The sequence below is a fragment of the Paraflavitalea sp. genome (assembly GCF_059502485.1).
In genome coordinates this window covers 622,679-646,154 of sequence record NZ_JCACET010000010.1, presented here as the reverse complement: position 1 = coordinate 646,154, position 23,476 = coordinate 622,679, and the positions used below count along the sequence as shown (strand labels likewise).

Genomic DNA, 23,476 nt, shown 5'->3' with positions numbered 1-23,476 from the left:
GCCACTTAGCATCTAATGACGCTTGATCATTCCCTTAAGTTACTCAAAACAAACAAGCCCCGCATAAAAATGCAGGGCTTCACTAATCAAAAATTTAACCATTAAACCTTATCCTTTGCAGTGATAACGATCAAATCGAAAATTGTCCCGGTCTGTTTTGAAAATTTTCCGAAGAAAATTATATTCTTTGATTTTTATCAATCCGTTCATGGACTAAGGGTACCCGATAGCCCCACCCAACCGGAAGACCCACCCCAGACAGCCCTCTCAACTCCAAAAGCGGCCGAAAGCCAACAAACCCCGCCACCCCTCAGCCTCCAGTTACAATCAACCGCAGCAACAATACTTCATACTAAAAAAAACAGCAAATCGCTGCTCCTCAAAGATATGGCAGCATGCCAGCCCACCCAGCGCACAAGCGAATTAATCTACTATTGAATATATTGTTATCGAAGCGAGGCATTGCCGATAGAAGACTAATGACCTTCATCCCTCGTCCAAAATGCCGCCAAAAGGTTCGGCCGAAAGCAGTAGTGCTAATTTTCATCTTCAATACCCGCACCAGCACCATCAAACAATTGATCAGAAGCAATCCGCGCATTTGCGGCCGCGTTCCTTTTGGCCTTGCGCGAATGCCGCCATACCGCTGTACCGCAGCGTTTTTGCTGTCATTTATATTTTTTAGTATGAAGTTTTGTCTTGTTGCTCGTTCCGCTTGTTGCCTGGTAGGCATTGAGCAGTGCCGCGGTTTTATCGTTGGCCCTTTCTTCCGCGCCGCTTTTGAAAAGGAGTTCGCGGGCCGCGTGCTCCTGGTGTCTGAGGAGCGCTTCTCGTTTCCCGGTGTTTCTTTCGTCATCTATCAGGGGGCTTCTTAGCCCCTTTTCTTCTATAGTAAATGATTGACCAGTCACCAGTATAAAAGCCGGAATTATTCCGGGCTTGTAGATAGACGCAATGCTAAAACACAAATCACGCAAAAAATATCCAGGGTCGTTTTAATCAATACATCAGCCCTGCGCCATCATTAAAAGAAGGATTGAGCCACTTTCAATTCAACTTGTATAAACCCTACTAACCAGTGAAATGCAGAAAAATCAAAAAAAGTATAACTACTGATCGAATTAATATCTTTTTTTTAAATTTGATTATCTGCATAAATTATTAATTATAACCTTATACCAAACCTATTATGCCACTTATTGTAAAAGTTTATATATCTGCCTTATTGAATCTGTTTATCATATGATACTGTTTTAGAATTGTATGATTTATAAGTTATTGTGAGTTCTCCTGCTATTAAAATTTTCCTCAACACAGAATTATTCTGTCATTCGGTATGACTAAAAGAATCCCCCATTTCTTCTGGATATTGTTTTTGATAAGCTTTTCATTGCTCTTTTTCCAGAACTCAGCTTTCAGCCAATCTTCGAATGGTGTAATCATAGGAAAAGTACAGGATTCAACCACTAAAAAGAATATTCCGTTCGCGACGATTACAGTTTTCAACGCTATTGATACAGCTATAATAACTTATAGGATAAGCGAGCCCTCTGGGGTGTTTAGAATTCCAGGCTTACCGATAAATACCCAATTGCGGGTTTTGATTTCTCATACAGGATATCGTGTAGAAAGATTTGACATCAAACTTGATGAAAGTAAACCAGAATTAAACATGGGGACTTTAAAGCTGCTGTATGATTCGAAAAATCTGGATGAAGTGCTGGTATTGGCCGAACGACCACCTGTTATAGTTAGAAATGATACGATAGAATTCAATGCCAGTTCCTTTAAAACTCTACCGAACGCATTGGTCGAAGACTTGCTAAAAAAACTTCCGGGTGTCCATGTTGACCGTAACGGTAATATCACCTATAATGGTGTAATTGTCAATCGTATTCAGGTTGATGGGAAAAGCTTTTTCGGAAACGATCCCAAGATAGCAAGCCGCAATCTTCCGGCAAATATAATTGACAAAGTACAAGTTGTCGATGACGCTGAACAGCTGGAGAAAAATGTGTTCCTTGATAGAGCAAGGATAGGAAAAGTAATCAACCTGAAGCTTAAAAAGTGGGTTAAAAAAGGTTCATTCGGAAAGCTCTATGCGGGAATTGGCACTGATGATCGATATGAAGGTGGGGGTATTTACAATGTCTTTAGAGATACTTTACAAGTTAGCCTTATCGGGTTTTCCAATAATATTAATAGGGCAGGTTTTGGTATAGATGATGTCAGGAGTATTGGTGGGTTTGCACGCGGCGGCTATTCAAGTTCTATGATGATGGAAAATGGCAGCTTCGAACTCGATGGTATTTCATTTGGTGCGACATCGGAAGGTGTGCAAAAATCCACCGGTGCGGGGATCAATATCAATACCGAATTTGGCAAAAAGGTAAGCGTAAACTGGCGATACTTTTTTAGCCAGTTAGATGCTAATTATGAACAACTTAGTAACTCGCTGCAATACCTTAATGATTCAATTATTGCAAGTAAAAGCAACAGTGTTCAGGATTCACGGCAAATCAATCACTCGATTGGAGGAACACTTAAATATCAAATAAACAAGTCCTCCTATTTTACTGTTAAGCCATCTGTGGGTTTTATTGATAAGCGTTCTTCTTTAAACTCGTTTGCAGTATCTGAGCATAATGAAAAAGGATTATTGAACGAAAGCAAAAGGGGGCAGAATGACAAGAGTGACATAAATTCAGTACGAAATGATATAAGCTACTACAAAAACTTTAGCAAGCGCGGGCGTTCACTGTCATTGTCCAATTCTATTTCCTTTACAAGAAATGTTAGGAATCAAATTACCGAAGCCGATAATGTATTTTATAATAACCCGCCATTAGAAACCAGCCTTTCTCAACTCCGGATAAACAGCACCCCGGCATTTCGGTTGTCACTTTCTGGCGGTTTCTCTGAGCCGTTAAGCTCTGCCGTTTCCTTAAGAATTATTAACAATGCCTATATAGCAAGGCATGAGAATGACATTCGAACTTTTGATAAAAACACAACCTCTTCCGGATTTACCATTCCTAACGAAGGTCTGACAGATGGTATAAGACGTTGGGTATACTCAAACTTAAGCACAGTAGACGTTAATTGGCGAATAAAGAAACTGACGATATATCCTGGATTGTCATTTCGTATGCTCGCATTCACGAATACACTCCTTAAAGGCCAACCACAAAAGAAATCATACGATTATATCTTGCCTTCGTTTGGCTTAAGTATGCCTAATCTATATCTCAGCTACTCTTCAGATGTAATGGAACCTAATATTCTCGACATGCAACCAGTTGTCGATAATACTAACCCGCTCTATATATATTCAGGCAACCCTTATTTGTTACCTACAAGGAACCACTCAATTTATGCAACGTTTGATAAATACAATTCTCCGAAGCTGATGAGTTACCGTTTATTATTCAATTCTATAATTGAAAAAGACGGTGCTATAATAGAGAGAACACTTGACGCTGCAGGAGTTCAAAGAAGTAAGCCGGTAAATACATCAGGACTTTGGAGTTTTAGAGTTAATGGAAGTGTAACGAAAAATTTTAAGAAGATGAACAAATGGAATATATCACTTACCGGAGGTATCTATGCAGATTATAAAAAGAGGAAAGTTTTATTGAACAAAAATATCAGCAACACATATACTTGGAATTTTAAGCCCTCTTTTAGTGCGAATTTCAACTTAAATGATAAGTTTGAATTGAACCAGGAATTTTCGATGCAATACTCTCGAAGTATTTATGATAACTCCTTTTTTAGAAATATAAATATTCTGGTATATAATACAAGTTCCGAAGTTGTGATTAGGCCCGCAAAACGCTTTATAATCGAAGGCTCATTAGATTATTATTATAATCCAGATATCGATTTGAGTATTGCAAGTAATGCTGTATTGCTAAATGCTGCACTAACGATGTTGTTTCTAAAAAATGACCAGGCAAGCCTGAAATTGTCTTCGTTCGACTTATTGGATCAGAATAGAAATATTACACAAACCATTAGCGAAAATTATAAAGCTGATATTAGAAGAACAACACTACAACGTTTTTTTATGTTAAGCCTGATCTATAATATCAGAAATTTTAAGCCAATAAAGGTTGGAGGAAGAGAAAAGCTGTTTTTTTTCTAAGGTTTAAGTTATTCCGATTTTGGAATGCAACAATAAAATCAAAACAAATGAAAAAAAATGTTCTAAAACATGCGCTCATTTTTACCATTTTATTGAATGGGCTTTTCTTGGGTATCACTAATTTGGCTTTTTCTCAACCTGATCCGGGAGATGGTGGCGATGGTTACGGAGTAATAAATAGCACTATTTGCTGTAGAGGTGGGGTCAAAACAGGTAATTCAAATGATTGTGGACAGGGAGAGGGTAATTGTGTAAACCATCACTGCGCTTCAGGTGAAACAGAAACACAAAATTTACTTTGTCCTTAATCTATGCCCGGGCATTTTGCCCGGGTATTTAATTGTTTATGAGATACACAACTAGCAACATCATTATTCTCATTATCTTCCTCGGAACAATTGGTTGTAACGACCAAATGCCCATTTTGACTGAGACTACAAATCCTCAAATTAAAAATATTAATAGCCAGGCTGTAAATGATACCACACAAAAGGCAAACAACCTGGTGTCAAGAAGAAAAATCATTCCTGTAAGATCCAACGATAGCATTTTTATCTCCGGAAAAAATAAGATTATTTTATTGGATGATAATATTCTGTTTGGTGACTGTAAAATTGGATTACTTCTACTGCTTGATAAAAATGGAAAAGAAATGGCAACGGTTGGAAGGCTCGGAAGCGGTGCCGGGCAATATCATTCCATTGAAGGATTCAATGTCGACAATTATCATAAGCAAATAATAGTTTACTCAAATGAAACTATGTCTTTGCTGAAATTCGATTTCGAAGGTAAATTTATAAATAAAAGAAAATTGCCTTTTTATGGTTGGGATTTCGCGGTTCTTGATTCTAGTCATTTAGTCTTCTTTCTTAATCAGAATACGAACAGGAAATCAGGGATGTATAATTTGCTTGTGACAGATCATGAGGGCCAAATTGAGCAAAAGCTTTTCCCTATTGAAAGCCTGCCTCATATGGTATTTACATATACTGGCTTTATTCGTCAGGGACAAAGTTCAATACTATTCTCAGAACCATTCTCTGATTCAATCTATGTAATTAAGGACGGGACTTATACGCCAGAGTATACTATTGATTTTGGAAATAAGAAATTCCCGGCTGCATTGAAGAATAATAGTCAAACATTACTTGAAAATAATTTGAACTATGATTGGGTAGAAAACGGGGTATATGAATCTAATTCTTTTCTGGTAGTAAAGTATAATGAAGACCGTAAGAATAATTATCTGATTTATAATAAAAAAAATGGTAAAGTTATACTGTCTCGCTCGATAAAAGATGACTTCATGGATATCTTGATCCAAAGTATCGCCGGTGTACAAGGCGATACATTTTATTCAATTATTGACCCTATTCTTTTTCGGGTTGCATTGCAGAAGCACGCCGCCATGCAGCAGTCCGTAGAAAGCTTTGATCCGGAATTATTGTCCCTTATAACGACAAACCCTTATGGAAACCCTATTATATATTCTTTTGATTTTAAATTTTAGATAATTGCCTTATGAAATCATCCATAAAATATATCAATCTACTGTATGCCCTTTTAGTGTTGGCAACTCTTGTTGTTTGGGGGGTATACTTTTTAAATAAACCTGAAACTAAATCCGTTCAGTCAATTGCTCTAACAAAAGTTTCGATTCAAAAGAATATTATAAATGTTGGAGAAATACCACATCACAAAAGTGTTGAAGTAATATTTGAGATAATAAATGAAGGCTACCACCCACTGATTATTAAAGATGTAAAGACAGATTGTAATTGTACTTCGCCAGATTGGCAAAAAGAACCAATTCCGCCAAAAGGGGTAACAAAGATTAAGATTCTATATAATTCTCATACACCAGGATATTTTCAGAAAAAAGCGCTAGTCACTTGTAATGTTGATGAAAGCCCAATTGTCTTAGTGATGCGCGGTATTGTTATTACATAGTCGTATTGCCAGGCTACGCCAATTGTATCTTTAACCTTTTTTGATCGACTGGTAACTTGCTAAAACTCATTATGGCAGCGGAGCAGCAATTTTATACCCTCTCTCATTACGACACCGCAAACTTTATTTTTGATCATCAATAACAATGATCAATTCTTCCAATTAATGCTGCACAAAACAAAGCCCCTCCCGGTACGGGTGAGGCATACATGTTTAAACCCAGAAACAAATCCTATATCAATAAATGAATGTAGTAAGCCAACCAATGGATTTATTGCTTCAACAAGGGCTTCACCATCCGCCATCCTCCGCCGCTCAGCTCCAGTTGGTACACACCGCGTACCTGCCTGCCCAGCGGGATCGTCAGCGTATGTACCCCCGCGGCAAGCGACCACTGGCGCCTCAGCACAACCTTCCCGGAGTTGTCCAGCACCCTGCATTGCACCATCGTCGCAGTGCGCAGTGTCAGCGACACCTGCACATCGCGCACAACCGGGTTTGGATACACCCGCGTGATCGACCGGTCTTTGTCGAGCGGCAAAATTACCGTTGGCGAATAATCAACATCGCCATCTATATCGGTTTGCCGCAGCCGGTAGTACACCTCATTCGCGGAAAGCTTATTCACATGTGCATCCGTAAAGTAATATACATGCGAGCCAGTCACATTCTTAGCCGTCACCTGGCCGATAGGTTGGTAGCTGCGTCCGTCCACGCTGCGCTCTATTATAAAGTAGCCAGTATTCTCTTCGTTCGCCGTGCGCCACTCCAGCAAAGCATCTTCACCGATCAGCCGGCCTTTGAACGATAGCAGGCGCAGCGGCAGGCTCAAAGCGCTTGTGCGCATATATAGTTGCGTCTCAAGGCCAGAATTCGCCGCAATAACATATAAATTTCCGCCTATCAGTTTAAGGCTGTTGGGATTGCCATTGAATATTCCCGCATTGAAATCCTGCACCAGCACGGTGCCCGCAGCTGTTCCATCGGTGCGCCACAGTTCGGTGCCGTTCGTGCCATCATAGGCGCGGAAAAAGATCGTATCATTGATGTTCACTAGGTTCGCGGGGTTGCTGTTCCCGGCGGCAATGTCGCGCACAAGTACCGTACCCGCGTCTGTACCATCCGATTTCCACAGCTCGATACCATAACCTGTAGCATTGGCGCTGAAGTAGACAGTGTTGCCAACTGCAGCGAAATTTGCTGGGCTGCTGCTCCCGGAGCCTGCTTCGATATCCTTGACAAGCACCGTGCCTGCATCCGTGCCATCGCTCTTCCACAACTCCGCGCCGGCACTCGTGGTGGCCTGGAAATACAGTAAGTTGTTGATCACAGTAAGTTGGGCAGGTACACTGTTCGAGGTACCTGGGTTGATGTCTTTCACCAGCACCGTACCCGCCGCCGTGCCATCGCTTTTCCAAAGCTCATTGCCATTGGTGGCATCCATAGCCCGGAAATACAGCATACCATTCATCACCGTCAGGTGGAAAGGAGAAGAGCCCGCGCTGCCGGAACGGATGTCCTTCACCAGCACCGTGCCTGCTGAAGTACCATCACTTTTCCAGAGTTCCACACCATTGACGCCATCATTGGCCGTAAAGAACAACTGGCCGTTATAGGCCACCCCATTGCTGATGCTGCTGCTGTTGAGGCCGGGGTAAATATCTTTCACCAGCACCGTACCCGGCGTCGTGCCGTCGCTCTTCCAAAGCTCACTGCCATTCACGCCATCGTTGGCAGCAAAGAATAAAGTGTTGCCTACAGCCACCAATGATCCGGGGAAACTGCCGGTGCTTCCGGGATAGATGTCTTTCACCAGTACGGTGCCCGTCGCCGTGCCGTCGCTTTTCCAAAGCTCCGTGCCGTCAGTAGTATTGTTGGCGCTCAGGAATAAGGTGCCGTTTACCGCCGTGCCATTGCTACATTGACAGGAATAAGGACCAGCATTGATGTCTTTGATCAGGGCTGTACCAGCCGCCGTACCATCGGTTTTATAAAGTTCGTAGCCACCATTCGTGGGATCGTTCGCAAAGAAATAAAGCGTGCCATTTACATCAGTTAAACCGCCAAGGCTGCTGCCAGCCGGAATCGTCGCAATGTCTTTTACCAGTACAGTGCCCCCACTGGTGCCGTCACTGGCCCATAGTTCATTGCCGGTGCTGGCATCGGTTGCCATAAACATTACCGAACTCCCTAAGCTTACCAACTCATACGGGGAGGAAGCCATAATGCCCGCATATATATCTTTTACCTGCACCGTGCCCGCCACCGTGCCATCTGTTTTCCAGAGTTCTGTACCGGTGGTGCCGTCGTCTGCTTTGAAATAAAGCGTGTTGCCCACACTGGCAAACGGCCAGTTGGCGGCAGCGAAAATATCACCGGCAGGATGGATGTTTTTCAACAGGCTGGTACCTGCCGCCGTACCGTCGGTTTTCCAGAGCTCCACGCCGTTCACTCCGTCGTTGGCCGAAAAGTAGACCACACTGCCCGCCTGGTAAAATCCCGTGGAGGACACAGAGCCTGCGCTGGTGCCATTGATGTCCTTCAACAGGTTCGTGCCAACGGGCGTACCGTCGCTGGTCCACACCTCCTTTCCGTTCGCGGCGGTTACCGCTACAAAATAAAGCGTATTACCGATCGCTGTCAGGTCTGCCGGGGAGGCAGAACCGCCGCCCCCTTCAATATCTTTTACGAGCAAGGTGCCGGCTGCGGTGCCGTCGCTTTTCCATAGCTCCTGCCCGTTCGTATCGTCCGTTGCCGAAAAGAAAAGGGTGTTGTTGACGTTGGTGAGCGCCATAGGCTGTGAAGGCGTACTGCCGGCGTAAATATCTTTCACCAGCACAGTGCCGGCTGCCGTACCGTCGCTCTTCCACAATTCAGTGCCATTCGTGCCGTCATCGGCCGTGAAATACAGCGAGCCGTTCATGGCTGTCAGGTACATCGGGTCACTCCCCAGGCCACCGGGGTTGATGTCTTTTACCAGCACGGTGCCCGCAGCAGTGCCATCACTTTTCCAAAGCTCCAGGCCCTGGCCGTTATCGCTGGCTGCAAAATATATAGTCCCGTTCACTGCCGTGAGGTACATCAGATAGTAGCCATCTGTATTCGCAAACTGCTTCACCAACACGGTGCCGGCCGCGGTTCCATCGCTTTTCCACAGCTCGTCCGTACTGCCAGTGCCACGTGCCCGGAAGAAGAGCGTACCATTCACGTTCACCAGGTTGGAAGGAATACTGCCCGCGTAGCCCGGCTCGATGTCTTTGACCAGCATCGTACCGGCATTCGTCCCGTTCGTCTTCCAGAGTTCAATACCGTTCACTTTATCATTGGCGGTAAAGAACACCGTGGTGCCCACCAGGGTCAGCGACGATGGATCGGAAGACGCTGTTCCGGGATTGATAGGTTTGAGAACAGAAAAGGTTTGTGCAGAAGCAGAGAAGGCTGTGCTAAGCAGCAGGGTATAGGCACAGAGTAGCAATTTGTTCATGTACGGTTGGGTTGTAGATTTTCTGGGATGCTGGCTATAAGAGCCCTAATATAATAGAGAAATCTGTAAAATAAAAGCCCTGCGTAAGAATTTGACGCACAGCGGAAGGTCTGCCCGGAAAGAACTAACACATTCCAGACTGCTGCTTTTGTTTTCCTGCTAAATAAAGAAAAGGCCCGGATATATCCGGGCCTGTTTAAACCCCTAAGCCTGAGTGAAAATGCAGGTTGCCCTGCTTGCTGCGATGCATAGCTGAAAAACCACAAGTACTATGGAACTAACCGACGTAACCGAAACAATATCAAAGACTCAATCACTATAATGGCATGTTATACATAAATTCCCTTAGGCTACATGGTATACAGGCGCAAATAGGCTCCAGGGCGCTTAGGCGTTGGCATACCATGCCGCATATAAATAAAATGTATGTCGTGTCAAAACAGTAATGAGAGCGGAGCTACTAATGCAGATAAAACTGTTGAGTCAGTAAAGTTAAAATGAAAAAATATTTGAACAAAAAAAATTGTCTCAATGATTTTAATTATTTAATGAGGGAACAATTTTGTAGAAAAGCAACCACAGAGTGCCGTTATAATGTCTAAAAAATTTAGAATTCGTTTAGAATTGATTCAGATTCGTGAATATCAATAAAACAGCCCTCCTGTTTAGGAGGGCTGATTGCTGTTTCATATACCTATACCTTACTCAAAAGAATTTCAACGGTTCGGGCGGGTTGGAGTTAACCCTTTTCACTTATAGTGAGCCGGACGTTTTTCACGTAGGACATGGACAGCTTTCATTGGGTACGGATCATTTTTTTCTTAGGTATTGGACGGTATCATATCGGACGGTCTGGTTGCAGCTTTATGGCTTGCCTGCGTTGCTCATGTAAAATTGCTACGCAAAGTCGGTTGCTCCAAACAATTCCACCGGCAATCTGCGCTTTCCGGTACTTTACCCTAAACCAGGTAATACATACCACTTAATACATTATTACTCCCGGCATGGCCAATGGAACTCTCGTTATATACTTACCGTATGCGCACATGGCTGTGGGTGTTCTCTCTTTATCTCACTTCATATTATTCGACATCGACAGATGTATCTTCAAGGGACATAAAAAAGCCCGGAATTCCTTCCAGGCGTATATCGAAAACGCAATGATGAATTAACAGTTTAAAAGCCCCGCATAGAAATGCAGCGCGATGCTAATCAAATTCGTTAACCATTAAACCTTATCCTTTTTATTATAACAGATAAAACGTCCTCCTGTACCAAACAAATCCAAAATTTATTTGTGGTGATCAACACAGATACTCATTAATGCCCCGTACCCGTCCACAAATAAACTTTCCTCCCAATCCATAAAATCAAAGAAATCCCGGTTCAGACAAATAATCCTCCCGAACATTATTACACATCCGGGAGGCGGTTTTACAGGACATTGGTTATCGCATGCACTACATTTCCTGGTTAGGCTCAGTCACGGCTTGGCTCACAGCGCTGGCCACACCGGCAGCTACCGCTAAATAACCCGCAACTTTTACCACAATAGCTGGTAGCGCGATCGGAGTGGTAAGCACTGCACCGCTCACGGCGGCCAGTATCAAACTCCAGTTACGCAACTTCGCAAAAAAGGGTGGAGTAGGACTGCTCATTCTTTCCTGTATACTCATAAAAGATCAAAATTTAAAAGTTAAAAAATGGTTTACACGCCAGGTCATCGGAAAAGCAGTAGGACAAAACCCGGGTTTCATCCATCCCGCCTTTCCGTCTTCCCGGCCAATCGTCTTCCGGACTTTGCTGTCCTTCCGACTTTCGGTCTTCTTCCCAACCGGCAACGGAGTTCCTGCTGAAACGATAACCCCGGCAAAGCCTTCCACTAAGACAGCAGGAAGCGTCCTGAGTGGCTGGTGGCTGGCGTTCACCAAAACCCATAAGGTCAGGGAAGAACGTTTGCCGGGGTGAGAGCGAGGGAGCAGTGTACTGCCGTTGCCGGAGCTGCTGGTCATCGCTAAGAGAAGAAGGCCAGGTTTTTTAAACTGGCGCAAGTAGGCAGCCTGGCCTTTAGCTTGGCGTACTTATGCCCACATTGGCTAATTGTTGACGGCCGTTGGCAACAATTGGTCCGTGTGCACTACGCGCAGTGCAAGCGGTCCGCCACCATACATCAGAAGATATTGATCATTTACCTTCTTATAGAATTCAATACCCAGTAGCAACACAATAGGCTGTGCCTGTTGGGCCGGCAGCTGCACGCGCAGCGCCAACGCCAGATGTTTGCCCTGGGTAAAGTATTCACTCGTTTGTATATCCGTGAAGTAGATTTCCTTTTCAAAATCCAAAGCCCCGCCTGCCAGTGTCAGCCGGCAATAACATTTCCCTTTCGGAAACTTGATATTCGCTTCAGGTAAAAACGAAGGAAATGTCAGCGTGCAACAACCGGTTGTCCTGTCCACAGCTGCGGCATACGAGGCAAAGCATATTTTACGCACTTCCTTGCGTTTATTGAATTCAAAGCCTTCCAGCATACCCAGTCCGCCGGTGTTGGCAGATTTTTTTCCGAAATCGTTCACTTGGTCCGTTTGCACCACTTTAAGCATGGTCGAAGTCAAACGTCCTGTGGTTTGCGTATCTACGATATTGAATAGCAGCCGCGCAAATGCGGTACGAAGGAGCTTCCCTGCTTTTGTTGCCTTTGAAAAATGAGCGCGGGTACAATCCACAATACTCATCTTTTTCTTTCTGGATGTTTTTGTTGTAGGCATATAAAAAGTTTAGTTGAATTAATGAAGGTGGGTTGGTCATGACTAACAGCGCAAAGCAAACGTACTACTTGCCGATACCCGTTTCCAAATTTATTTATCCTGGTTTCGGATAGAATGGGATGGAATGGGATAAAGTGATTCCTATTTTATCCCATTCTATCCGAAAGTCTCCCAAACTGCGCCAAAAAAATTTGGAAACCCCTGCGCAGATATAGTACGTTTGTCAGGTGCTGTTGGCGTAAAAGAAAATGGATTCAAAAAAGATTGTGAAGAATTGGAAAGAGAGATAGACTATGGATAGTATATGGATGGTACATAGATAGTACATAGATCAGCCGTAGATAGTACATACTAATAGCACGAAACCCAAAAACAGGTGCCTTATGCAAAAAAGGGCAGGGTAGCTGGCGCCCCTGTCTCAAAACAGAAGCACAGGTATAAAGTTGCACCGCGGGCAACACAGACAACAAACAATTCTCTAACTAAAAAAGACAAAGTATGGCTCAACAGATAAGTCCCATAGTAAAATTGAAGGGTAAAATAGACGACCTGAGTTTTTACAAAAGCCAGGACGGATTTATGGCCCGCACAAAAGGAGGCGTAAGCGCCGAACGGTTGAGAACAGATCCGAAGTTCGATCAAACACGCCGCGCACAAAGTGAATTCGCCGCCGGAGGCAAAGCAGGTAAACTATTCCGGCAGGGCTGGAATAATGAGCTGGCCAAAGCTTCGGATAACCGCGTCGCAAGCCGCGTTACACGGACTATGGTCAGTGTCCTCAAAACTGATACCGTTAGCGACTTTGGTTTCAGGCGTGTAGAGGGTGGCAACCTCAAACTCCTCGAAGGATTTGAGTTCAACAACAAAGTGCCATTCTCCGCCACAGTCAAAGTTCCCTTCGCGTCCACCATCACAAGGGCTACCGGTGCCGTGTCGATAGACCTTGTATCGCACATTCCAAAGCGCGACATTGCGGCGCCCGAAAATGCAACACACTACGTGTTCTTTGCAGCAGCGGCTGTTGTCAATTTTGTTACCGGTGAAATGACGGTGGTACGGCAGGTAGCTACGCCGATCCTGTGGGATACTACGGCCTCCGACCCCGACGCAATAGCATTGTCATTGCCAGCCGCCAGTACGTTACCCATTTTCGTATTGCTCGGCGTGGAGTTTGTTTCCCTCATCAACGGCAAGCAATATCCCGTCAGTAAAGGCTTGAGCAGTCTGTCTGTATTAAAGGTAGACCAGCCACCAGCTGAGGAGATTTAGCAAAACCCAAAGAAACCGGGCATCGCCCGGTTTCTTTTCTCATTTTAAAAGGAGCCCAACCTTCTTTGTCATTTCGAACGGAGCCATTCGCAACTACAAAATGTAAGTTGTGACGGCGAAGTGAGAAATCTGCTATCGAAGCAAAAGGCTCGAAACAAAAAAATAACTCATGCTATATAAAACCAAAAAATCACGCTCTGCAATTCCGGGCTACACGCTCATTCCCGAAGGTGACCATTATAAAGTAAGGAAAATAAGCCTCACCGGCGAGCGGGTTAAAACAGATCCCGCCTTTAAGCTGACGCGACTCAACAACGAAGCTTTTAAAAAAGCAGCCAGCCTCGGTAGCACCTTACGCTTTTACCTGATAAGGGGAACAGGTATCAAAAATAAAACTGCACCTTTAACAGCTGCCTTGATAAAAGCACTGACCGCTAATAATGCACCGATGCACGAACGCAGTTTTACAGCGGCTGATTTTACCACCATGGACAACTTCAACCTCAACGAAGAAGCGCCATGGAATGATTACGCCAACCTGAATATCGATACGTTGTATACGCCAATCTACAAAAGGGTCACCGTTTTTCTGCCAGGCTTCCAGCCCTCCCAGGCATTTAAAGCGCCGGAAGGAATCACCCATGCCCGGCTCATCACACGTGTACTCTTTATAAACTTGGAGGAAGAATTGAGGTCATCACATGAAGAAAAAACAACCATTTTACCATTGAAAGATGTAAAGGTGAGGGCCCAAACCATTGTAGCCAAAGCAGAAGAGAAGGATGTCGGCATTTGGGTGGTGGCCATGAGCATTGAATGGTATTTGCCAGCTAAAAAGAATGGTCAACTAACGGTTAGTAAAACACGGGGTCCATTGATTATAGTCAAGATGGGGAGTGTTTAAAGCAAATTTTCGAATAAAAAGTTGTTTTAATATAAAATCTTTATTAACTTAGGCTTCGTGTAATTGTTCCCCCTGAACCACATCCTTTTCGTTGCATTATTAGAATACGTTTGCGAATCCCTGCTTTTTTCCTGCACATGTAATTTTTATAAGTGATTATAACTTATGCGAAGCCGTCTTTGCATTAGGATCGCTTTATACTTATACGAAACCATCAATAAAAGAAAAAATATGAACAATCCTTCTCGTATGATAGGAGGGTGGCCGCACGCCCCGCCTCGTCTCGTCTCGTCTTTCAATTCCACTCTTCTCCTCTCCTCAATACAGTGTTTTAATGGTATGGTTCGTATTCCCTACAAAGAACACAATACACTTACCAATCATATCATTATGCCATCGAAATACCATTTTAAAAAAGTCACAAATGCCGATATTCAAAAGATTTTTAAGGTAAATGCAAAACAGGCAACTTACATGCTCAATAAGATTAGGGATGCTGTTGGAAAAACAAGTGACGAGTATGTACGGATGTTTGAATTGTGTAGTCACCAAAAGCTTGATATAAATGATGTCTGTTTGATACTGGAATTAAAGGAGTAACGCAATACCTGATTATCAGTAAAGGCAAGTCAATATACAAGCTGGCAATTTTTGAATAGCAGGTAAAAGGTGAAAAAAGGCCCCGCGTTTCCGGGGCCTTTTGTTATATATCCCAGGTAAAAGGGCGCGTCACAATCCTCTTACCAGATGCAAAAGTTATTAGCCAGGTTTTCAGAACGGCTCGTAGGTTGCTGCTGTCCGCCCGTGATCTCCTTTACCGTCATTTGAAGATATTCCTGCAATTCCGATAGATAGATCTTGCCGTCTTTGTCCATGTCAGCCTTCTTATCCTTGAGCCCCGACAGCAAAGTATAAGTAAATACACCGTTGGTCCATTGTTCACCCTCCACGGCATATTCGGTGGCGCCGGCTGCCGAGATCACCGAGGCGCCCGACGAACGCCGCAGGTCGGGAAACAGCGAACGCATCAGTTGAAAAGAATTCGCAAGCCCCACAGAGACCTCCTTGTAAGAACGGATACCGTCATTGCGAAACACCTTGGTCCCCACCGTGGTCCGTGCCTGCGTGTTTTCTGCCACCAGCTCTTTATCCACTTCCCCGCTATGACAGGCGTCGATCAGCAACAATTTATTACGCGCAGGGATTGAGTCCAGCAGGTCTTCCAGTTCTTCATACCCGATGCCCAGCTTCGAAGGATTGGCAAAATCCATATTATAAGTACCCAGATAATAATTCAGCTGTTGGTCCAGTACCCCATGCCCTGCATAAAACAATACCACAACATCGTTGGGCTTCGACTTACGCAACTGATCCTTCAACTTCAGCACGGCCGTCCGCGTCACCTTCTCGTTCACCAGCGATTGCTGAACAACAGCGCCAAACTCACTGCGCCGCTCCGCGAAAAGACGTTGAATATCCGCAGCATCTTTGGCGGCATACTTCAGGTTCTTGTTCTTCTCCATGTAAGTGGCCGCACCAATAGACACCAGGTATAGATCAGGCTTGTAAGCCTCTTCCTTGCGCGTGATCGTGATGAACTCCCGTATACTCTCTATACCCTGGCTATTGGCTACTGAAACCGACAGTTGATTCTTACCATACGAGAGCGGCACCTTCACGGGCAGCGTAATAGAGCCCGGACTGCTTTGTTTGATGGCCAGCCCCTTCATGCCATACAAAGGCACGCCATTCACCGACACATGCAGGCGGCTCAGCGCAAGCTGTTTGTCCGATCCTGTTACCGAAAAAGACAGGTCCGCCGCTGTGGTCACATTACTTTGAGCAGGCATGCCTTTCACACTGATCTCTGGTACCGATATAGCGTTGCTGCCTTCTGCCTGCGCCAAAGTATAGCCCATTTTCTTGATCCGCTTTTCATACGCCTTGCGGTAATACCCGATCTGATCAGCAGGCACATAACCCAGTTGCTCCAGCACCTTGTCTGGCCGGTTCAGCCGCACATCGAATTGAGAAAAGTCATAAGCCCGCCCGTTATACAGGAAGTTGAAGTTGCTCGTCGACTTTTTATTTGCCATGTAATAACCGTCCTTCGTTAGCAGTGCATAATTTTCGAAATTGAAAGCCGAGAACGTCAGGTCCAGTTGCCCGGTCTCGAGATTGATGAACCGGATATTCTTGGTAATATCGGCTCCCGCCAGGTAGTGTTTGTCTGGCGATACTGTCAGCCCATATAGCATCAGCCCATGCGGCAGTGGCAAAACCCGTTCTGGCTTTTCGTTATTCACCGACCATAAAATGACCTTGAAATCATTGCCTGCCGTCACGAAATGATCGTTGTCGATAAAGCAAGCAGATAAAGCATAGAAATTGAAGTGCCTGCCCGAAATATCCATTGACCATTTTTCCCCATGAGCCATCGTTCGGATCATTTTCATCCCTTTGATGTCAAACAACCCTATCAGCCCATCCTGCAGGCAGAATAACAAACGGTTGCCGTCCGGCGATATTTGAGATTCGTACACGTAGGTCTGAAACTCCGATTCGCTTTTCTTACGCGCGTGCCGCACCGATTTCAACAACTTGCCATCCAGCGAAAATTGCGCAAAGATCAGGTCTGGCTCTCCTGGTTTAGTCCGCGTGCTCATGATCGAAAAGATCGACTGTTGAGAAGGCAGGTATACCGGGTTCGTGGCAAAAAAAGTATCCTTTTTATTGATGATCTTCAACTCGGTGATCACCGGTGCCCCGCCACGACTGAAGTCCACCAGCTTGTAATTCACCAGGAATTTCTTGTCTTCACCAGCTATCATATTTAGGTGATAAGTGAACTCCCTGTCAGGATATTTATAGTCGCCTATCTTGGCCAGCGTTTCCGAATGATATACTTCAATGGTTTTATTGTCGCCCGTTTCACACAGGCTATTGGGCATGAATTGGCTGATCGCCATTTTCTTGTCGGCAGCAGATGCGGTGGCGCTTTGCAGGCCGATAGCAGCAGTATTGTCGTAATTGAAATAAACATTCGCCCCGTTGCGTGCTGTATCCTGGCAATCGATCGTACGTTTTAGTCTGTCTATATTACCATTTTGGAAGTTCAGTACAAACCCATCATTATAACTTTTTGGAATAAACACCCGGTGGTTGTCCAGGAATACAGGCTGGTTCAGCTTCAGTTGCCCACGGATACCGGAAAACAGACCTTTGATCGACTTGGCCGCAAGATCATGGATAACGATCTCCCGGCTGTTTTCCGCTACCAGCATTCCGTCACGTGAAATGGCCACAATAAGCCCTCCATTAATGGCCGCAGGCTGATAATCCGTTTTTGTATACCAGAACATGGGCGCTGCAGACGGCATCGAGAAATAAGTTTGCCCCGAATTTACCGACCGGGCCGTCAGTTGCGCCTTCCCCGCAGCATCTTTGTCTGTATCGAGATAAATAGTGCCGGTGCTGTTGAGCGTAACCGCCTTGCTGGTAAGGCCGTTCGAGCGCTGCTCATCCGTCATGGCTGGATAGCGGCCGGTGATCGTATTTTTCAGTCGCATCGACATACGGTCAAAAATGAACAACGTATCTATAAAAAGGTCGCCCCCTTGTTGGCGTAGCCGGAATTGTTCCCTTTTCGCCAGCAGGTCGTTACCGCTTACATACAGCTTATCGAGAGTAGGCATGCCCGGTAATTTCACTTCCTTAAGATTTTTATCCGACAGCGTACTGTTATTGGCAGCATTGCTGAGGTTCAGATGATAAAGCTTCTGCGCAGGCGTAAAGAAATAAACATCTTCCAGGTTGGGTGAAACTGCGGTAGCGAATATTTTCGGCGCTTTATTGAGCATACGCATGGCCTTCCCCACGATCAGCTTTGTGAGCACCTTTACCCCAAGCCCATAATCATCCAATACCCCCGGAAGCGTTATTTGACATGTTTTCCGGAGTGTACCGTCGATCGAAAAGATCTTAAAGACCGAAGGTGTATTCTTGCCAGGCGTATGAGAGATCAGCAGGATGGATTGACCATCTGCTGCAAACTTCCCGTGAGTATACCGTTCCCCGTTATCGATATTGGGTGGTGTGAATGTATATACTACCGAATCGAGCAACACATTATAAAGGAAATAATTACCCTGTGGCATGTCCTGGATCAATACATATTGTTCATCCTCCGAAAAATCGAAATCCGGCAGGTAAAATAATTCCGGATTTTCTGTTTGCTTGGGAAAAATGTGCTTGATCTCCCGCGAAGAGCGGATGTCCCAAAGCAACAGCTCGGCATTGTCATTGAAGCCGATCAGGTAATTGTTCTTGGGAGAAAATTCGAAACTGCTCTCGAATACCGGGTTGGAAAAACCTGTTTGGAAAGCCGCTTTAGGCCTGCCGGATTGGGCAACTGATATACTGGTCCAAAAGAGGCATACGGAGAATGCCAATAACTGCACGTATCTCATAAAAGTTGAGAATGGGTTTAAGAATGAAGACCGTGATACTGAGGTAAAGAAAAGTTAGGTTTGACCAGGAGGTTAGGTTCGTAAATATAGAGAATAAATTAATTTATGATCAAAATAGTTTTACTATTTTAGCCCACAACTACAAACCAATTCTAAACCCTGCCGCTTTGCAGCCTGCTACTGTTAAATCCCCGCGACTTTGGCCCCGAAGATTATTTTTATGTTTCCTCCATGCCATAGCACTACTCTGCCTGTGCTGGTGGTGGCAAGGCACCGGTTACACCCTCGGGATAGAGACCAGTCTGGCCGAAAAATCCATACTCCTCAAACGAAAATGGATCAAACAGCAGGAAGATACCACTGCCCGTTTCCTTTTCCTGGATGTAAGTGGTGTTAAAAAATTAGTCCCTCGCGAAGGAAGGACCGGCCAGCAAATGATCACCGACAGGCAGAAGATAGCCGACCTGCTCAAAATAATAGCAAAAGTTTCAAACGATCAATACCAGTACATTATCTGTGATGTACTGTTCGATAAACCCGGAGCAGACGATGCCTCCTTGCGCGAAGCCCTTGCAGTCACCAATAAAGTGATCATTCCTTATACAATTGAGGACGGCGAATTGAAGCCACCCGTATTTTCAGGTATCCCTGCCGGATATGTAGGATACCAGGAATCAGCAGGATTGTATGCCAGCGACGTATTGATCAAACAGGCGCTCATCACCGCCGATGGGCAGAAAAGTCTGCCAACCCTGGTGTTTGAGAAGACACAAAACAAAACAGTGGAACAATTCTTGGGCCTTGCGGCCGTGGATGAAGCGTTGACCTTCAATAACCGCATCATCGACTTTCCCCTCCGCCAGCGACACCTCATCGACTCCATCGGCAACAACAAAGTCATCCCCCTCGATGATATGCTCAACCTCCTTAAGGTCAAAGCAAAAGACACATTTTTCTTTCAACGGTTCATGGCCGGTAAACTCATAGTGATCGGCGACTTCGAACACGATGTGCATAAAACAGTGGTGGGGCCAATGCCTGGATCCCTCATCCTCGCCAATCAATACCTGTCTTTGGTTACAGATAAACAATACATTACCTGGTATTTCGTCGCCTACCTGTTGATCATGCTGACCATATTATCCTGGTTGTTGATCTATCCCCCGAAGTTTGTTAAAACCTTTCATGAATGGTGCGACAATTACCAGGTAGGTTTGATCCTAGGCGATCTCATTGCCTATAGTCTGCTGCTATGGATCATCGTATTCGTAGCATTCCTGTTTTCTGATATACTTGTCAATGCAGGTATTGTATCCTGTTATATAGTCATACTCACTGGCGTCAGGTCCTTCCTCCAGCATAAAAAACATTCAAAACAACCTGCATGAAATATGTACTATTGATCTGTTTATGGTGGCCGGCATCCCTGATGGCCGAAGACGTGTATTATATTTCCCACATACAGGGAGTGGTGAAGAAGAAAGGCCAGAAAAAAGCCCTGCAGGTAGGAGAGGAAGTGTACCTCAACGATTCCCTGTCCTACGATAAACCCGACAGCTATTTGTCAGTTTGTAGCCCCGAAAAAGGCAATTTCATTCTGAAGCGCGATAAAACAGCGCCTGCTTCGAAGAAAAATGAATTCCTCGTAGCAGTGAAAGACATACTCGTACCCGCTACCAAAACGGGTACCCTTGGAGTGCGCGGTGGTCTGCTCAACAACCTCTTCGATCTTGAAAACTACCTGCGTACCTTTTCCCCACAGGCACCCATGCTGGTATGCGATGTGCGCAGAATAGCGTTGAATAACACCTCGTTTGTCAACCCGGCAGATCGGTTCTTTTACATTACGTACAGGTACAAACAGCAGGACATCGACAAAAAGTTATCCTTTAGCAAACCCGTTTCCTCAAAAGATACACTGTTCCTGCTGCTCGATAACACCCTATACCAGGTGGATGGAAAACCAATTGATCCGGCAGAACCAGATTCATTGAATTTGTATTATCGCATCCATACCGAAAATAAGAATAGCCTTGTGTCTCAGGTATATATTCGCTATTGTACCAGTGTAGAACTATTGCCCGAACTGAAAGTGCTATACAATGTATGGGAGAAAGCCTTTACGGGTAAGCCTGATAAAGAACAGTTGATAACCCGTGAACTGCGCGACCACCTCGTTGCCCATTGGGGCAGGTTGGACGAAGATACCTTCCGGAAATTATATGGGCAGGTACTGCGCAAATAAGCAGCTGATGTAATTAGAACTGTAGAGGTGAAACGGCAAGAGGTCCCTTCGGCTGAAATCGCACTTGTACCGAAGCACCCTGGTGCGAAACGATCACCACCTCGCCGCCCATATTTTCCGCCAGCCCTTTCACCAGGTTCAACCCCTGTCCAAAATGGCTTTCATCGGCGTTGGCAAAGCCCACCCCGTTGTCTTCGACCATAAGATGAGCCACACCCTCCACAATAGTAAACCTGATGGTGATGGATGGACGCACGATCGTTGCATCGAAAGCATATTTGAAGCAATTCGTGATGAGCTCATTCACCATCAGGCCCACAGGCACTCCTTGCGACACATCGAGCTCAACAGCTTCCACATGCAGCTCCATAGCCACACGGGCAGCGCCGCTGAGCGCATCCTCCAGGTGCTCCACAAGCTCCGTGAGATACACCTTCATATTTACACTCGATACATTATCTGTCCGGTAAAGCTTCTGGTAAAGCAGTGAAGTCGCATAGATCCGGTTTTGGCTCGTTTGCAGCGCCGCCTGCGCATCATCACTCAGCGAGTCCGACTGCATTTCAAGCAGACTCACCACCGTCTGCAGGTTGTTCTTCACCCGGTGGTTCACCTCCTGCAGCAACCACTCTTTTTCGTTAACGAGATGTTCCAGGCGTTCGTTTTTAACCGCCATCAGTTGATTGTTCTGCAGCTTCAATTGGTATTGCCGGTACAGCAGGCCCAGCACGGCCAGCGCCAGCACAATGCCGGCAATGGTAATGTTGCGGATAAGGTTCGCCTGACGAAGGTTGGCAGTCTGCAGACGATCCTTTTGCGTCAGCAAAGAAATGGAGTCCGCTTTCTTGGAAGTTTCATACTCCACATCCAACTGCTGCAATTGCCGCCTGTTTACTTCTCCCGACAAAGAATCGGCAAACCACTTGTAAATACGTAGATCATTAAAGGCCGCCGGGTAATTCCCTTCAGCAGAATCGATCCGGTAGATCATTTCGAGACGTGGCCTGTACAGCGAGGTGGAAGGCGACAAAGGAATGGCCAGGCTCTGGTTGATATAAAAACGCGCTTTATCGATAGCGTGCGTTTCCAGGTGATACCAGGCCAGCCACACGTAAACCACAATAACAAAATCAGGATCCGCCTCCAGCCGTTCAAGCAGCCTTTCAAGCATCAACGAATAAGTGTAAGCATTCCTGAATTGCTTATCCATAAAATAGCTGCGCATATACAACATCCCCAGCCGGGCATTGATGATCACATTGGAAGTGTCTGGCAGGCCGGGAGGAAGCCCCTTCAGTACGTCCAGCGCTTTGCGCGGTTCGTTCATGTCGAGGTAATTCTGGCACAGCGAATAAGCCATCAGCACGGCATTCCCGCGATCCTTATGCCGCACCGCGATGGCCAGCCCCTCTGCGAAATGCCCGGTGCTGGGTTCCAGCCGGCCGGCTTTGCGGTAGAGCGTGCCAAGCTGTAGATCCACCGTCACCAGTTGCATGCTCGAATCGTGCGTAGCGTGCGCAGCCTTGAGCGCCAGTAAAGCATACTCAAACGAACACCGGTAGTCATGCTGGCTATAACAATTCCTGCCAAGCAGCTCATACACACCCTGCAGCTTTGGATACCCGATTGAAGTATACAGCGCCAGCGCCCGTTCCAGATAGCCATTCGATGTGGCATATTCATTCAAAATACAGTGCAGGTCACCCTGCATGGTCAGCGCTTGCCCTTCCAGCAGGTTGTCCCCGGCTTCATGAAAAGCCTTCACCGCGAGGTCGGTCATCGATATGCGTTTCCGGCATTGCGCCGTGTCCCAATAATCATAATAACCCTGCAGCTCGAAATAAGCCATGCCCAGCACGCGCTGGCTGTTGCTTCTTTGCAGCAAAGGGATCGATTGCTCCACGGCAACCTTGCCTTCCTTAAGATTACCCTTTTCTTTGAGCAAAAAACCTTTCATGAGCAGGTGATGACCTGCCAGTGCAGTCGATTGTAATGTGTTGTTCAGCTGCTCGGCGCCTGTGAGATAGGCGGCGGCGCTGTCGAGGTCACTTTTAATTTCACCGGTCTTCCGGATATGATATTCCGCAAGGTATAGAAGCGTCTCGGCCCGTGTACGGCCGTCAGTAGTTGTAGCCAGCACCTGTTTGAGCGAATCTGCCTGCCGCTGGTCGAACGATTGGGCAGAAGCTGGAACAGCCAAAGAGAAGATAACAAAAAGCAACAGGAGCCGCATCAATAGC

The 23,476-nt window shown here is 45.5% G+C and carries 14 protein-coding genes; 9 read left to right on the top strand and 5 right to left on the bottom strand.

Translation table 11 applies throughout. The features are described from left to right. The first annotated feature begins 395 nt into the window (after positions 1 to 395). From AC5JBY_RS19885 to AC5JBY_RS19865, 5 genes are all read left to right on the top strand, one after another. A complete protein-coding gene (locus tag AC5JBY_RS19885) occupies positions 396 to 875 on the top strand; it encodes an NADH dehydrogenase subunit 3 (RefSeq protein ID WP_495906395.1) in 480 nt (159 codons plus the stop codon). A gap of 461 nt (positions 876 to 1,336) precedes the next feature. Further along, a complete protein-coding gene (locus AC5JBY_RS19880) occupies positions 1,337 to 4,147 on the top strand; it encodes an outer membrane beta-barrel protein (RefSeq protein WP_495906394.1) in 2,811 nt (936 codons plus the stop codon). A gap of 47 nt (positions 4,148 to 4,194) precedes the next feature. Beyond that, positions 4,195 to 4,455 (top strand): hypothetical protein, encoded by a 261-nt coding sequence (locus tag AC5JBY_RS19875; RefSeq protein WP_495906393.1) that lies wholly within the window; start codon positions 4,195 to 4,197, stop codon positions 4,453 to 4,455. A 38-nt stretch (positions 4,456 to 4,493) separates the two neighbouring features. Next, positions 4,494 to 5,657: a DUF4934 domain-containing protein gene (locus AC5JBY_RS19870; RefSeq protein ID WP_495906392.1), complete on the top strand. Its 1,164-nt coding sequence runs from the start codon at positions 4,494 to 4,496 to the stop codon at positions 5,655 to 5,657. 11 nt (positions 5,658 to 5,668) lie between these two features. After that, positions 5,669 to 6,097, top strand: coding sequence for a DUF1573 domain-containing protein (locus AC5JBY_RS19865; RefSeq protein WP_495906391.1), 429 nt, complete (start codon positions 5,669 to 5,671; stop codon positions 6,095 to 6,097). Positions 6,098 to 6,368: 271 nt separating this feature from the next. Here AC5JBY_RS19865 and AC5JBY_RS19860 read toward each other — a convergent pair whose 3' ends face one another. The 3 genes from AC5JBY_RS19860 to AC5JBY_RS19850 form a co-directional block, all read right to left on the bottom strand. Then, complete coding sequence (locus AC5JBY_RS19860) at positions 6,369 to 9,581, bottom strand: ELWxxDGT repeat protein (protein WP_495906390.1); 3,213 nt, start codon at positions 9,579 to 9,581, stop codon at positions 6,369 to 6,371. Positions 9,582 to 11,041: 1,460 nt separating this feature from the next. Beyond that, positions 11,042 to 11,257: a hypothetical protein gene (locus AC5JBY_RS19855; protein ID WP_495906389.1), complete on the bottom strand. Its 216-nt coding sequence runs from the start codon at positions 11,255 to 11,257 to the stop codon at positions 11,042 to 11,044. A gap of 420 nt (positions 11,258 to 11,677) precedes the next feature. Further along, entirely contained in the window at positions 11,678 to 12,349 is a 672-nt protein-coding gene (locus tag AC5JBY_RS19850) for a hypothetical protein (protein ID WP_495906388.1), read from the bottom strand. Positions 12,350 to 12,847: 498 nt separating this feature from the next. Here AC5JBY_RS19850 and AC5JBY_RS19845 point away from each other — a divergent pair, with 498 nt between their 5' ends. Beyond that, positions 12,848 to 13,618: a hypothetical protein gene (locus AC5JBY_RS19845; RefSeq protein WP_495906387.1), complete on the top strand. Its 771-nt coding sequence runs from the start codon at positions 12,848 to 12,850 to the stop codon at positions 13,616 to 13,618. 169 nt (positions 13,619 to 13,787) lie between these two features. Next, positions 13,788 to 14,522, top strand: coding sequence for a hypothetical protein (locus AC5JBY_RS19840; RefSeq protein WP_495906386.1), 735 nt, complete (start codon positions 13,788 to 13,790; stop codon positions 14,520 to 14,522). 740 nt (positions 14,523 to 15,262) lie between these two features. On the opposite strand, the gene AC5JBY_RS19835 is transcribed toward AC5JBY_RS19840, so the two are convergent. Beyond that, on the bottom strand, positions 15,263 to 18,991 hold the full coding sequence (locus AC5JBY_RS19835) for a caspase family protein (protein ID WP_495906385.1): 3,729 nt from the start codon (positions 18,989 to 18,991) through the stop codon (positions 15,263 to 15,265). 167 nt (positions 18,992 to 19,158) lie between these two features. Between AC5JBY_RS19835 and AC5JBY_RS19830 the strand changes: the two genes are divergently transcribed. Together AC5JBY_RS19830 and AC5JBY_RS19825 are read left to right on the top strand one after the other, a co-directional pair. Beyond that, complete coding sequence (locus AC5JBY_RS19830) at positions 19,159 to 20,379, top strand: CHASE2 domain-containing protein (protein ID WP_495906384.1); 1,221 nt, start codon at positions 19,159 to 19,161, stop codon at positions 20,377 to 20,379. Beyond that, complete coding sequence (locus AC5JBY_RS19825; RefSeq protein WP_495906383.1) at positions 20,376 to 21,236, top strand: hypothetical protein; 861 nt, start codon at positions 20,376 to 20,378, stop codon at positions 21,234 to 21,236. The genes AC5JBY_RS19830 and AC5JBY_RS19825 overlap by 4 nt, the downstream gene beginning before the upstream one ends. Positions 21,237 to 21,249: 13 nt before the next feature. Here the strand turns inward: AC5JBY_RS19825 and AC5JBY_RS19820 are convergent, their stop codons facing one another. Further along, the gene (locus tag AC5JBY_RS19820; protein WP_495906382.1) at positions 21,250 to 23,469 is read right to left on the bottom strand and encodes a sensor histidine kinase; all 2,220 of its coding nucleotides are present in this window, start codon (positions 23,467 to 23,469) and stop codon (positions 21,250 to 21,252) included. Positions 23,470 to 23,476 lie beyond the last annotated feature (7 nt).

Coding starts and splice junctions, on each gene's coding strand:
- AC5JBY_RS19825 (WP_495906383.1), top strand. CDS start 20,376: ATGAAATATGTACTATTGATCTGTTTATGGTGGCCGGCATCCCTGATG.
- AC5JBY_RS19875 (WP_495906393.1), top strand. CDS start 4,195: ATGAAAAAAAATGTTCTAAAACATGCGCTCATTTTTACCATTTTATTG.
- AC5JBY_RS19820 (WP_495906382.1), bottom strand. CDS start 23,469: ATGCGGCTCCTGTTGCTTTTTGTTATCTTCTCTTTGGCTGTTCCAGCT.
- AC5JBY_RS19880 (WP_495906394.1), top strand. CDS start 1,337: ATGACTAAAAGAATCCCCCATTTCTTCTGGATATTGTTTTTGATAAGC.
- AC5JBY_RS19845 (WP_495906387.1), top strand. CDS start 12,848: ATGGCTCAACAGATAAGTCCCATAGTAAAATTGAAGGGTAAAATAGAC.
- AC5JBY_RS19885 (WP_495906395.1), top strand. CDS start 396: ATGCCAGCCCACCCAGCGCACAAGCGAATTAATCTACTATTGAATATA.
- AC5JBY_RS19850 (WP_495906388.1), bottom strand. CDS start 12,349: ATGCCTACAACAAAAACATCCAGAAAGAAAAAGATGAGTATTGTGGAT.
- AC5JBY_RS19855 (WP_495906389.1), bottom strand. CDS start 11,257: ATGAGTATACAGGAAAGAATGAGCAGTCCTACTCCACCCTTTTTTGCG.
- AC5JBY_RS19860 (WP_495906390.1), bottom strand. CDS start 9,581: ATGAACAAATTGCTACTCTGTGCCTATACCCTGCTGCTTAGCACAGCC.
- AC5JBY_RS19840 (WP_495906386.1), top strand. CDS start 13,788: ATGCTATATAAAACCAAAAAATCACGCTCTGCAATTCCGGGCTACACG.
- AC5JBY_RS19870 (WP_495906392.1), top strand. CDS start 4,494: ATGAGATACACAACTAGCAACATCATTATTCTCATTATCTTCCTCGGA.
- AC5JBY_RS19835 (WP_495906385.1), bottom strand. CDS start 18,991: ATGAGATACGTGCAGTTATTGGCATTCTCCGTATGCCTCTTTTGGACC.
- AC5JBY_RS19865 (WP_495906391.1), top strand. CDS start 5,669: ATGAAATCATCCATAAAATATATCAATCTACTGTATGCCCTTTTAGTG.